This window comes from Holophagales bacterium, from assembly GCA_016719485.1.
Lineage (GTDB): Bacteria > Acidobacteriota > Thermoanaerobaculia > UBA5066 > UBA5066 > UBA5066.
The window spans coordinates 116,827-129,550 of sequence record JADJZB010000009.1; the positions used below are offsets into that span (position 1 = coordinate 116,827).

A 12,724-nucleotide genomic window follows, 5' to 3' on the forward strand; every position below is an offset into this window, starting at 1 on the left:
CCGTCATGCGGATCGCGACGCGCCTCGCCCTTTCCCCGCTCCTTCTTGCCGCGCTCGCGGCGGCCCAGCCCCGTTCTCCACACGACGTGACGACGTACGGCGTCGTCTACCGGGTGTCCGGAATGGAAGATGCCCTCCTGCGGCCGGGCCTGCCCTTCGGAGACGGCGACAGGACGATGGACGTGACGCTGCCTCCCGGCTCGAAGGGAAAGCCGGTGCCGGCCGTCGTCTTCGCGAACTCCACGGGGGCGCCGTATGGGACCTGGGAGATCTACCGCGACTGGGCGAGGCTCGTGGCGGCGCACGGCATGGCGGGAATCGTCTACCGCTCTGACCCGGCGAACCCCGGAAAGAGCCTCGACGCCCTGGCGGCTCACCTCGCGGCGAACGGGGCATCGCTCGGCGTCGACGCCTCCCGGATCGCGGTCTGGGCCTGCTCCGCGAACGTCTCCCTCGCCCTCCCGTGGCTCATGTCGAGCCCGAGGCCGGGCGTCGTCGCCGCGGTCCTCTACTACGGCTCGGCGCGGCGGGAAGTCCCGCTCGGCGCCATCCGGAAGGATCTTCCCGTCTATTACGTCCTTGCAGGACGGGACAACCCGCAGCTCAATGAGGGTATCCGCTCGCACTTCGCGGAGGCGGTGAAGGCGACGGCGCCCTGGACGATGGTGACCGCGCCCGGCCTGACGCACGCCTTCGACGCCCTCGACGAGGGCGTCACATCGCGCCGCCTGGTGAGAGAGACTGTGACGTGGCTCGTCGACCGTCTCGTGGCGCCGCCTTCGGCGGGGCCGGCGCCCGACGCAGCCCGTGCGGCGCTGACCCACGTCTACGGGCAGGAGTTCGACGAGGCGGCGGCCCTCTACCGCCGGATTCTCGCCGTCACCCCCGGCGACGAAGGAGCGGTCCAGGGGCTCGCCTCCGCGATCGCCCGGGCCGGGCTCGTGGCGATGCAGAAGAAGGATTACGCCGGGGCGATCACGCGCCTCGAGGAGGCCCTGCCCCGGGTGACGGATGCCGGAAAGCGCAACGTCCTCTTCAACCTCGCCTGCGCCAACGCGCTCGCGGGCAGAACGTCCGAGGCCCTCGATCGCCTGGAGAAGGCCGTCGCCGAGGGCTTCGGGCCGCGCGAGGCGATCGAGGGGGACGACGACCTGGCGAGCCTGCGCGGCGAGGCCCGCTACGCGGAGATCGTCGCGAAGGCGAAGCCCCGGAGCTGACGCGGCGGGAGGTGACCGCCTCGACCGAGGCACCGGGTGGCCTTCGGCCGCTTCGCGGCGAGCTGCGCTCGCCCTGGACAAGGCCCGCCCCTTCGGCCCCGTCTCGGCTACGAGGAGATGCAGCGGCATCTCCTCGGTGAGGAGCTGGCTCGACGAGGACGACGTCGGCGAGGAGGTGGCAGAAATCGTTAGCCCACGAGGCCTCGGTGGCAGACGTTGTCTGCCTGCGAGCCCTTCGATGCAGAAGACGTTCGGCGAGAAGGGCCGCGAGGCTTCTTTCTTTAGCCGCTCCCCGGGCGGCCTCCGGCCGCGCTGGCGCGAGGGCGCTGGGGGCACGGCGCTCGAGCATCGCAGCGAGGCGAGGCGCGCAGAGGTCCGCGCCCCGGTCTTCGCGCCCGCAGTGCCAGCGCTTCAGCGCCGCGTCGGCGTCGCCGACGCCTCCGCTGAAGAACGGCCTGGCGCGGCTCTCGCTCGCGCCGTCGCCGGGCCGAGGGGCGCAGCTCGCGAGCACCGCAGGCGCGTGCGGCGGCGCGTTCGCGAGAGCCGTGTTCAGGCCCTTCAGCGACCGCGCGGCGCGCGCACCGCACGACCACGGCGGTGTCCACCTAACTTGTTAGGTGGCAGGGCTCGCCGCAGCGAGCGTCAGCGAAGCGGAGGCGATGCCCCGGAGGCGCGCCGGGCCTGCGCGTAGCGAAGCGGAGCGCCTCATGTCAGCCGGCGCGGCCCAAACGCGTTTGGGCTCGCGGGGCGCTGCACGGCGCGTGCCGGAGGGAGGTCCGAGGAGGGGCCCCCGGCACGCGCCGTGCTCGCGCCCGTACCTTCCTCGCCCCACGCGCCGGAGCCGCCGCGGTCGCCCTTTCGGGCTTCCCTCGGCGGCTCCTTGGGGTTCGATTCGTGCTCTACGAGGGAATGGAAGCCAGACCGTTACAATAGAAAATCAAGACCTGACCCCCGTGGTCACAATGGAAAATCAAGACCTGTCCCCATCCGGCTCCTGATTGACGCGCCTCGCTCTAAAGACTCGGCTGAGGTCGGTCAGGATTCTCTTCGGCAGTCCGTCGCCCTCACTCTTCATGATCACACCGACCGAAATGCCTATCCAGGTTCCTGCGAAGAGCAACAGGGAGAAGAGGACCAAGTAGGAGTACGCCAGGCCTGACGCAATCAATCCGAGCGCCGGATCCGCTACGGGCTCGATGGCAGAGGAGGCAATGACAAATGCAAGAGGCCCTGTGATCGATACGCCTACTGCACTCGGTCGCCTACCTCGGGCAAGGCGATAGCTAAGCCACCCGCAGATGGCCGATAGGCTCGTCGCGCTCAAGAAGAACCACGGGTCACCCAGCTGCGGGGCCTCTGTGAGGATGCCCCACGCCCAGTACACGCCTGTGCCCACATGCAGAATCAACACGAAAAGGGTAAGTCTCATCTCGGGCACCTCGGAATCGGGCAAGGAAACGGTGGGGTCCAGTCAGGGTCAGGCCTAACGAAGGGCCCACAGAGGCGGCCCCCGAGCAGGAAACCGCCTATCGGCGCCTTCCTCCAGCCGTCGTCAGTACAGATGTGGTCGTTGTCGTACCAGGGCGGGGTTGAGGGTACTGGTATGGGGAGCATCGGAAAAGGCGGGAAGGGAATCGGAAAGAAGGGAAAGGCCGGGTCCCGCCTCTTGGGAATGAGATACGTCCGGCCCGGGCTATTCCGGCCGGTATCGCCCGAGGCGGGATAGGGACGAGGATCCAGGTTCCAGATCGGGCTGACGGGGACGTAGTCCTCCCCGGTCGGATCGATTCGATCCAGTGGGCGGTTCTCGACCATCCGGTACAGATTGCGGGCAGAATCGGCCCAGCGTTTCGGATCTTCCTGTATGAAGAGGAAGAGATCCTCCGTCATCCCCGGCCAGGAATCCCCGCAAGCCCGCTGCCCATCGGCACTTCCGTACCCCAGAGGCTCGGTGCACGTGGCCGCGGAGAAGTCGAAAGCCCCGATGCGAGTTTCGGGATAACAGGCGGGCGCCGGTGCTGCGTAGGCCGTCCCCAGGCTCGGCTCGGCGACGATGTTCTGCACGATGCGGCCAGTCTACCGCCCGCCCCGCAGTTCGGCTTGGCGCAGGACCTTCGTGAGACTCGCGCGGAGCTCCTCCGGGCTCGAGCGCCTTACGCGGCACTCCCAGATCGTCTTCACCGACCAGCCCGTGGCCCGGAGCTTCCCTCTCTCGTTGCGAGCGTCGCGCGCCTTGTTCCCCGCGATCTTCTCGAGCCAGTAGCGGCGATGGAGCCCGGGGACGCGGCCCTTCAGGCAACGGTGCCCGTGCCAGAAGCAGCCCTTCACCTGCACGATGAGGCCGAGCCTCTTCATAACGATGTCGGGCCGCCCAGGCAGGGCGGCGGCGTGGAGGCGGAAGCGGTAGCCCATCGCGTGGAGTGCGCGGCGGACGGCGATCTCGGGCTTCGTGTCCTGGCCCGGATCGCGGCCATCACCTCCGAGCGCTTCTCGCGGGTGAAGACGTCGGCCACGGCGCTCCCCGTGCGGCGCGCCCCTGCGCGCCGCCTCTCAGCCGATGAGCTTGGAGAGCCAGCGCTCCAGGCTCATCAGGCGGCCGCTCTTCACGTGTTCGGCTAGCTTCGCCGCCGAGTCCCGGGAGCTCTCGCCGTAGGCGGCGAGCGGCCCGGCGGGGTTCACATGGACGACGGAGGTGAAGAGCGTGGCGTTTTGCCGCCGCCGCTCGCAGGCGGCGTTCAGGCGCGCGGCATCGAATTCGTTCGTGATGAGGACGAAGTCGAAGTCGCGGCCGGCGTCTTCGAGCCGCGCGTACGCTTCGAAGTCCACGCCAAACTGCTCCTCACGGTCGGCGCGGACGCTCCACTTGGCGCTCACGAGGACACGGCGCTTGCCCGGCCCGATGACGGCCAGGTCGACCTTCCGCGGTTTCTCGTTGCCCGGCGGCGGCCGGAAACCGGGAAGGCTGTGCAGCACCGGCCGGCCGTTCACCTTCATCTTCGCGGCACCCGGAAGCCGGCCGATGAGTGAGCCGAGGACATCTTCGAAGCCTTCGCCGACGAGGTTCTTGCGCTTGTTCTCCTGCGCCAGGTGCGTCCGGATCCGCTGCGTCAGCTTCCTCATGGCGGCCGGTGGCGGCGGCGACGGGAGCCACGGCGCCAGTTCCTCGCGCACGAGCGACTCCCGGAGCGCCGGGTCCTCGCCCGGCTCGGGGAAGCCGCGGCCGTCGTACGGTGCACGCTGTTCGGCCGCACGGCCGGTCCTCTCGGCCTGCCGGCGGGCGATGACCGCGGCAAGCCGCTCGGTTCCCCGGGTGAAGAGCCAGTCGACTTCGGCGCCGAGGTCGCCCGGAGCGGCGCCGAGACCTTCAGAGACCCAGTCGTGGAAGGCGAGCGAGCGGGCGTACCAGGGCCGGCCGGGCTGCGCCTTGTCGCTCTCGTAGCAGTGGGCCAGGCCCGTCGTCCGGTCGGTCCAGAGCAGGAGCCGGTAGACGTGCTTCCAGGCGTTGGCCGGCGTCACCTTGCCCGCCTTGCCGAAGTACTCCTCCAGCATCTGGCGGCGGCTCTCCGATCCGAAGGCTCTCTGGATCTCGGCGGGCTCGAGCTCTTTCTTCACGCGGTCTTACGCATGCGCCTCCCGGCGGCGAGACGCTCGGCGAGCGACACGGCGATGGCGCGCGCGAGCAGTGGGGGCACGGCGTTGCCGGCCTGGCGGTAGCAGGAGTGGCCGGCGCCGCCTTCGATGCGGCCCGGCAGCTCCCGCGTCGGGGGTCGGTCGTGAAGACGAAGCGGTCGGGGAAGGACTGGAGCCGAGCAAACTCGCGCACGCTCAGCGCCCGCTTGTCGCGGTAGTGGTAGACGGAGTCGGCCTTGGTGTTCAGGGTCCAGGACCACATGCCCGGATGGAGCCGGCGATAGGCGTAGTAGTGCTGCCGGCCGAGCCGCCCGGTCCCGTTGTGCGGGCCCCAGAGGTTGCCGGTCAGGTAGCGCTCGGTCATCTCCTCGGGCAGGTCGCGGAAGTTGCCGCCGGGCGGCAGGGCCGAGAGGCGGATCTCGGTGTCGGCGTTGATCCACGGGACGCTGGTGTTGAGGATAGCGCCGCCGAGCCGCTCCCGCATCTCCCGCTGGTACGCCGAGGACGGCGCCGGCAGCTCGTCCGCGGGAATCTCTTCCCGCTTGTCTCCAGCCTTGCGCCCCGCAAGGTCGCCGATCGCCTGCTCGGCCGTGACGAAGGAAGGGTCATCCGGGTTACGGAGCTTCTCCATGAAGCTGAAGAGGCTGGGCTGCTCGGTGACCTCGTAGCGGACGGGGCCGCTGCCGTTGCGCCGCTCGAGCGAGAAGGCGGCCGTCGCCCCGGATCCCCGCAGCACGGGAGGCTCGAGCCCGAGGCCCGAGCGGATTCCGGTGAAGACGATCCGCCGGCGCGTCTGGGGCACGCCGAAGTCCGCGGCGTCGAGGACCCTGGCCGCGACCTGGTACGCACCCTTCTGCGCGAGGTCTTCCAGGACCTGCTCCTTGGCGCCCATCTGCTCGAGCCCTGGGACGTTTTCCATCACGAAGGCCATCGGCTCGAGCTCTGCGACGGTCCTCACGAATTCGCGATAGAGAGAGTTGCGCGGGTCCTCGATGAGCCGGCGGTGGTTGCGGACCTGGGAGAAGGCCTGGCACGGCGGGCCGCCGACGACGATGTCCGCTCCCGCGGCGGCTTCCAGCAGCGCGCGCCTCACGCCCTTTTCGCGGATGTCGCCGCAGACCGTCACCGCCTCGGGGAAGTTGAGGGCATAGGTGGCGCAGGCGTCCGGGTCGACGTCGGTACCGGCGATGATCTTGTAGCCGGCCTGCCGAAACCCTTCCGACAGCCCGCCGGCGCCGGAGAAAAGGTCGGCCACCCGGAGGCTCCGGCTCACGGCCGCGCCCCCTGCGGGGCAGCGGCGCGCTCCAGGCGGCGCTTCTGCGCCGCCGGCGGCTTGCCGTGCCGGATCTGTCGGGCCGAAAGAGGTGTCTCGGACATCGTTTCCTCCTTGAGAAGACACGTGCACGTGCCCGCGTGTCAAGCGGCGGCGCGGGCGGGGTCAGGGGGTGGTGCGGGCGGGCGGCATAAGAGGCTCTGGGGGTGGAATAGACGGCTCTCCGACCCCTTCTTCGGCCTCGTCCCCTCTCGTCCGCGCCGCCGCCCCCAGTCCCGCCCCCGGGTGCGTGGCGGCGTGGATCTCCTTGAGGGCGCGGATGGAGACGTGGGTGTAGATCTCGGTGGCCTGGAGGGTGGCGTGGCCGAGCATCTCCTGGATGAAGCGGATGTCGGCGCCGTTCTCGAGCATCAGGGTCGCCACCGTGTGGCGGAAGAGGTGGCAGGAGCCAGGCTTGCCCACGCCCGACTCCTCGACATACCGCCTCACGAGGTCCGTGAGGTTGTCGGGCCAGAAGGGCTTGCCGCTGACGGTGAGGAAGAGCGTCCCGTCGTCGGGCGTGGCTACGAGCTGGGGCCTGGCGTTCCGCACATAGCCCGCGATCCACGCCAGAGCCCGCGTGCCGATCGGGATGATCCGCTCCTCTTCCCCTTGCCGTGCCGGATACGGACGATCCCCGCCTCGGCGTTGACGTCGGAGACGAGGAGGCGCGACAGCTCCTTCCTTCTCATCCCCGTCGAGTAGAAGACCTCCAGGATCGCCCGGTCCTCAGCCCCATCGGCATCTCGAGATCGGGCTGCGCGAGGACGCGTTCCACCTCGGCCACGGAGAGGACCTCGGGCGGCCTTCGTGGAGGATGCGTGGCAGCTCCATCTCCGAAGCGGGGTTGGCGAGGAGGTAGCCGGAGCGGGCCAGCCACTTGAAGAAGCCCTTCAGCGCCGAGAGGCGCTCAGCCTGCGTTCGGAGCGACAGCGGCTCGTCCCCCTCTTCCGTCTCGCGCCGATAGTGGAAGAGCCAGCGCTGGTAGCTCTCGAGAATCGGCCGCGTCACCTCGCGCGCCTTCGTGATGCCGCGCTCCTGGGCCCAGAGGATGAAGGCCCCGAGGGCACTCTCGCAGTTCTGGACGTAGGGGTCGGAGTAGCCGCGGGTCCTCAGGGCATCGAGCCACAGGAGCCGCAGGACCGGCATCCCCTCGGGGTCGGTGGGGTCGAGAAAGGGCCAGGACTTCTTCTGCCCCTTGCGCGCCATCAGAGCCCCCGCGCGAGGGCCGGCGTTCGCAGGACGTAGGGCCGCGCCGGTCCGGGCATGTGACTACGGTCCGCCTGTGCGTACGCTTTCAGGAGAGGCCCCTTATCTCCATTTCCGCCCGCCTCGGCCGCCATCGCCGCCAAAGCCGCATGGGGAGCGACCTCCGGCACGATGGACGGGACCACGGAAGGCCCCCGAAAGGCCCCCAAAGGCCCCCCGAAACCACCCGCGGAGGTGGCCTCCGAGCCCGCGGAAGTCGTGGACGTACGCATGGGTTCGGGCCTCTTGCCGGTGAGGGTCTCGGCGTCGCAGAGGCCGATGAGGAAGGGCTCCCCGTCCTGCCCTGGCCGTCATAGAGGAGCTCGTAGACGAAGCTCTGGCCCCGGCCTCCGCGGTGGACGAGGACGTACTCGAGAAAGACGAGCCGCTGCATGTGCCGCCAGACCTGGTCGTGGCTCCAGCCCGTGGCGCGCCGGATGTCGCGGATCGTGAAGCGCAGGTCGGCCCTCTCGACGCCGTTCTTGCCGGCCGTCTCGGTGACCATCCCGTCGAGCAGCTCCAGGAGCCGCCGCGTCTGCGGCGGCAGCTCGTCGAGCGAGCGGCCGAGGACCTCGGCCGCGAGACGGTTGGCGAGGACGATGTCGGAGGGGAGCACCTCGATGTACTCCTTCGTCCGCCCGAAGCGCGTCTCGGCTTTGACGGACCTCTGGTACTGGTGGAGGAGCGCGATCGACTCGATGAGGGTGAGGTACTTGACGTGATCGCGCCGGGTGCGCGTCCGGTCGTCGAGGAAGGTCAGCTCGCGGACGTAAGGGTTGATGACGTGGAGGGGGCGCAGAAGCCTCTGCGCGTTGTGGTGGCGGCGGTAGATCTCCTCGCGCTCCTCGCGGGAGAAGAGGCCCTCCAGCGTCTGGCTCTCGCGCTGGAGCTTGTGGATGCGCCGGGTCTGCTCGCGACCCTCGTCGACGGTCAGGACGATGGCGCGGTTGAGGAGCTCCTCGTCGACCTCCACGGCCGTCGTGGCCAGGATGATCATGACCGGCCCTTCGACGTGGTACTCCTTGGTGACGAGCTTGCCGGTGCCGGGATCCTTGCCGGTGGAGGCGATGGTGATCTCGCCTTCGCTCTGGAGGAGCTTCAAGGCGTAGGCCGCCTTCTGCGCCCCTTCCTCTTCGACGATGGCGAGGATCTTGTTTTTGAAGTCCTTCCCTTCGAAATAGAAGAGGGAGTGCTCGGAGAGGGCCGAGTACTTCTCGCGGTCCTCCTTCGGGACGAGCGCCAGGACGGCTTCATCAGGGCCGTCTTGCCCGCGGCGGAGCTGGAGCGGACGATGACGGCGAGGGGCGGGCGAGCTTGCGGGAGACGGCTGCGAAGTAGCCGAGGAGCTTGTTGGTCTCCTCGCCGACGGCGCCGCAGCCTCGTAGTCGGCGAGGATGCGGGAGACGAGGTCCTCGCTCGTGAGCAGCTCGAGCGCCTCGGCCCTCTCCTCCTCGGTCATGACGTGGGCCGGCGTCGACGGCTTGAGCGCCTCGGCCAGGGCCTTCCGCTGCAGCTCTTCGAGAGAGCGCAGGATGCGGCCGAGGTCCCAGCGGACGACGTCGGCCTTCACGCCCATCTCGTGGGAGGCCTGCTTCTCGAAGAGGGTCCTCTGGCGCGAGGAGACGAAGTCGAAGCGGTCGAGAAACCAGCCCGACAGAGGCGAGGGAGGCGCGAAGAGGTCGCCCTCGCGGCGGGCCTCGACGCTGACGGAAAGACCTCCGCTCCGAAGCGCCTTCTTCAGGCCACGGACGCGGTAGCTCCGGTCTTCGTAGCGGAAGAGAGCCTCGTCGTCGTTGACGAGCTCGCCGATCTTTCTTCTTTAGCGGCTTCTTCCGGGATCGCCGGAGCCGCGGGCGCGAATGCGCCCGCGGGCTCCGCGGCGGCTAAAGAAGATTCTTTAGCTGCTGTCGCGGGTACGGGTACGGTGGCGGCCGCCGCCGGCCGCTCGCCGGCGCCCTTCCACTCGGCGCTGCGGAGGAGAAGGCCGAGAGACTTCTCCGGCGGCGTCACCTTGCGGGCGTAGTCGTTGGCGTCCATCCCTTTCGGGAAGAGGACGCGCGAGGTGGCGATGCCGCAGGCGCCGAGCTTCTTGCCGAGGGCCTCGGCGGCTCTGTCGCCGGCTTCGTCGCGGTCGTAGGCGATGAGGACATGCTCGACGGCTTCGCGCTGGAAGAGGGCCAGGTGATCGGTCGTGAAGCCCTCGACGCCGTAGCTCGCCGTGACGTTGCGGAAGCCGGCGGACCAGAAGGTGAGGGCGTCGATGAGGGCCTCGCAGAGGATGACTTCCTTCCGGCCCTTCAGCCCCGCGGCGTTGAAGACGCCGCGATGGGCTCCGGGGAGGTAGAGGTGCTTCGGTGCGCCGCTCTTCGCGGGGTCGTCGATGCGGCGGCCGTAGATCTCGGCGACGTTGCCGGCCTCGTCGAAGACGGGGATGACCAGACAGCCGACGAAATGCTCGTGGCCGGAAGCACGGTAGATCCCGATGCTCTGGAGCTTCGTCCGGATCTCGTAGCCGGCCTTGCGATTGATCAGGGGGCAGGCGCAGGCCGAGGGTGCGGTTGGAGAAGCCGAGCTGGAAGTGGTTCGTGAGGTCGGGATGCGTGAGGCCGCGCCGCTCGAGATACGCGAGGGCTTCGGGGCTCTCCCTGAGTGTCTCGTGGTAGTAGGCGACGACCTGGCGCTTCGCTTCTTCCTCCGAGGCTTCCGGCTCCACGGGCGAGGCGAGGGTGCGGACGGTGGAGCGCTTCGGAGGTGAGAGGCGCGAGGACTCGAGCGCGAAGAATTCCGAGAGGAGGACGTCGGCCGCGTGGCGGAAGCTGACGCCCTCGCTCTTCATCACCCAGTCGATCGCCGTGCCGCCCGTCTGGCACGCGCCCATGCAGTGCCACAGGCCCTTCGACGGCGTGACGACCAGAGAGGGAGTTTTGTCGGGGTGGTTCGGGCAGAGGCCGAGGAGGTTCTCGCCGTGGGGTTTGAGCGCCACCCGGCGCCCGATCAGCTCCGCCAGCGGGACCTCCTGCTTGATGCGCGCCAGAAGCTCGTCGGGGATTCGGGGCATCGGGCACCTCCGTTCCCGCCTTCCCGCCCGACCCTGTCAAGAGAGGCTGGCGGGAAAGACTTTCTATTAACGCTTGACTCTAGACTAAGTCTTTAGCGAAACTCAAGCCCGATGAGCAAGGCCCTTCTGGAAACCGGCGCTACCTTGCTGCTGATGCCCAGCTCCACCGAGGCCCTCACCTTCGGGCGCCGGCTCCAGGAGATCCGCAAGAAGCGCGGCCTCTCCCAGAAGGAGCTCGGCGCCGCCGTCGGCGTCCACTACATCCAGGTCTCCAAGTACGAGACCGGCGTCAATTTCCCGACCGTCGGCAAGGTCCTCCAGATCGCCCGCACCCTCCAGGTCTCCCTCGACCAGCTCTTCGGCGAGGTCGTCCCCGACGAGGCCCACGTCAAGAATCTCCGCCTCCTGCGCCGCTTCCGCGAGCTCGAGCAGCTCCCCAAGGACGACCAGGAGACCGCCATCAAGCTCGTCGACGCCCTCATCGCCCAGGGCAAGATCCGGAAGATCGTCGGGTGAGACGGCACGCGTGAAGCTCAAAGAAGAAGCGATCGGGGCCGCGGACATCAAGGAGTACCTGGAAGGGGTCTCCGACTTCGCCTTCGAGATGGAGGTCCTCTCCGAGCTCGAGCGCCTCGGCTTCAAGTGTGAGCACGGCGGGACCTATACCGATCCCGTCACAGGGAAAGCGCGGCAGTTCGATATCCGGGCCCGCAAGTCGCAAGGGCGGGCCTGCCTCGTCCTCTGCGCCGAGTGCAAAAACATCCGGGACTTCTACCCCCTCGTCGTGCACCGCGTGCCACGCCGCACCGAGGAGGCCTTCCACACGGTCATCCGCTACGAGCCGCTTCGCGGCAGCACCGTCCCTCCGGTCACCGATCTCCACATCCTCAAACAGGCCGAGGGCCTCTATCCCGAGGGCCAGCCGGTCGGGAAGCGGATCGACCAGGTGGGGCGGGCTCCGGGACAGCCCGGTGAGATCGTCAGCTCCGACCGCGATGTCTTCGAGAAGGTCGCGCAGGCCATCGCCTCAGCGCAGGACGTCACGCTGGATCTCGTGCGGCAGCGCGATCGCGCCGAATACGTCGTCCTGCCGGTCACGGTGATTCCAGATGGCCGGCTCTGGGTTGCGGACTACGAGCCCGGAGGAAAGCGGCTCGGTGAGCCGCGACAGGAGCCGGGGACACAGCTCTTCGTGGGCCAGGCGTGGACTCTCGATCTCCCGTATCGGCCGTTCAGGCTGTCGCATCTCGAGATCGCCACGTTCAGCCATCTGGCGGCGTTGGTGGAGACGCGGGCAGCCCTCACGTCCGAAGCAGTCTTTCCCCCGCCACCGCCACAGGACTGACCGCCGCCGGCACGCGGTTTAGGAAACCGCTGCACGACACGTCTCGCGTGGCGCCAGGGCGCGCAGAGCACCAGAGCACGAAAGGGCACCCGCGGGCGGCTCCGGCGGAAGGCCCGGTCGAGCCGGACCCTCTGCGAGCGTCGCGCCGGGCGGGCCCTCCCGGCCTCCCGCCCGTCACGTCCCTTGCATCCCGTCCCGGCCGCGTCACTGCGGCCGAGGGCGGCCTCCGTGTCCCGGCGCTTCGCGCCGCCGCGTCCGGGCCGGGCCGCTTCCGCCGAAGTGCACTTCGGCGGCCCGGAGTCAGCCATGTCCCTCGCCGCGCAGCGGCGAGGGGGCGGGCCTCCCGCCTCCGGGGCGCGCACGGCGCGCCCTGCGGTCGAACAAGTTGCGACCGTCACCGCCCGCGGGTGTAGGGAGCGCACGGCCTACGGAAGCTCAGCTTCCGCTTCACGGCCGCGCGAGCAGCTAAAGGCCCGTCACGCGGGCTGCGAGGCCGGGCACGCCAAGCCCCTGCGCGTTCACTGCTCGGGCCTTGGCGCGCCCGCGCAGCCCCCGCGCCGGGCATCCCTTCAAAGGCGGCCCCTTGCGGCGCGGCGCTCAAGGCCCTGGCAGTGCGGCCGCTCGGCCGCGCTGCGGTCCTCTCGCGCGGGCCGCAGGCCCGCGCTCGGGCACCTTCGCGCGCGCAGCCTCCCGCCAGGGCGGACACCGACGAGGACGACGAGGACGAGACCGACGAGAGCGGCAGCGAAAGGAAGAAAGCAGCTCGAGCGTGCCGTCCTCGTCGAGCCCCCGCGGCGACATCGTCGACGCGGAGACCGCAAGGGCTCCGCGATATCAGAGACGACGCGCTCCGGCCCGCAGGCGGTCAAGGACGCGCGCAGCGCGAGGCTCGTAGAGCCGGTTCCTTGACGGCC

General features: G+C 69.4%; 10 protein-coding genes and 2 pseudogenes. 3 read left to right on the forward strand and 9 right to left on the reverse strand.

Going from position 1 to position 12,724, the window contains the following annotated elements; genetic code table 11:
* Positions 1-5: 5 nt before the first annotated feature.
* Entirely contained in the window at positions 6-1,217 is a 1,212-nt protein-coding gene (locus tag IPN03_08235; protein MBK9373710.1) for a hypothetical protein, read from the forward strand.
* Positions 1,218-2,187: 970 nt separating this feature from the next.
* On the opposite strand, the gene IPN03_08240 is transcribed toward IPN03_08235, so the two are convergent.
* From IPN03_08240 to IPN03_08280, 9 genes and pseudogenes are all read right to left on the reverse strand, one after another.
* Positions 2,188-2,646: a hypothetical protein gene (locus IPN03_08240; protein MBK9373711.1), complete on the reverse strand. Its 459-nt coding sequence runs from the start codon at positions 2,644-2,646 to the stop codon at positions 2,188-2,190.
* A gap of 647 nt (positions 2,647-3,293) precedes the next feature.
* Positions 3,294-3,691, reverse strand: a pseudogene (vsr, locus tag IPN03_08245) (DNA mismatch endonuclease Vsr).
* Positions 3,692-3,767: 76 nt separating this feature from the next.
* Entirely contained in the window at positions 3,768-4,829 is a 1,062-nt protein-coding gene (locus tag IPN03_08250) for a hypothetical protein (GenBank protein MBK9373712.1), read from the reverse strand.
* Positions 4,826-6,102 (reverse strand): annotated as a pseudogene (locus tag IPN03_08255) (DNA cytosine methyltransferase). The gene IPN03_08250 and the pseudogene IPN03_08255 overlap by 4 nt, the downstream one beginning before the upstream one ends.
* Positions 6,103-6,285: 183 nt before the next feature.
* Entirely contained in the window at positions 6,286-6,756 is a 471-nt protein-coding gene (locus IPN03_08260) for a tyrosine-type recombinase/integrase (GenBank protein MBK9373713.1), read from the reverse strand.
* Positions 6,684-6,878 carry a tyrosine-type recombinase/integrase gene (locus IPN03_08265; protein MBK9373714.1) on the reverse strand — a complete coding sequence of 65 codons (195 nt, stop codon included), beginning with the start codon at positions 6,876-6,878 and terminating at the stop codon, positions 6,684-6,686. Before IPN03_08265 ends, IPN03_08260 begins: the two co-directional genes overlap by 73 nt.
* Positions 6,879-6,888: 10 nt before the next feature.
* Positions 6,889-7,368 (reverse strand): site-specific integrase, encoded by a 480-nt coding sequence (locus IPN03_08270; GenBank protein MBK9373715.1) that lies wholly within the window; start codon positions 7,366-7,368, stop codon positions 6,889-6,891.
* An 88-nt stretch (positions 7,369-7,456) separates the two neighbouring features.
* Positions 7,457-8,977, reverse strand: a complete 1,521-nt coding sequence (locus tag IPN03_08275; GenBank protein ID MBK9373716.1) for a DNA primase — start codon at positions 8,975-8,977, stop codon at positions 7,457-7,459.
* 327 nt (positions 8,978-9,304) lie between these two features.
* Positions 9,305-10,465: a hypothetical protein gene (locus tag IPN03_08280; protein ID MBK9373717.1), complete on the reverse strand. Its 1,161-nt coding sequence runs from the start codon at positions 10,463-10,465 to the stop codon at positions 9,305-9,307.
* 111 nt (positions 10,466-10,576) lie between these two features.
* Between IPN03_08280 and IPN03_08285 the strand changes: the two genes are divergently transcribed.
* Positions 10,577-10,981: a helix-turn-helix transcriptional regulator gene (locus IPN03_08285; GenBank protein ID MBK9373718.1), complete on the forward strand. Its 405-nt coding sequence runs from the start codon at positions 10,577-10,579 to the stop codon at positions 10,979-10,981.
* Positions 10,982-10,991: 10 nt separating this feature from the next.
* Positions 10,992-11,810, forward strand: coding sequence for a hypothetical protein (locus tag IPN03_08290; protein ID MBK9373719.1), 819 nt, complete (start codon positions 10,992-10,994; stop codon positions 11,808-11,810).
* Positions 11,811-12,724: the final 914 nt, after the last annotated feature.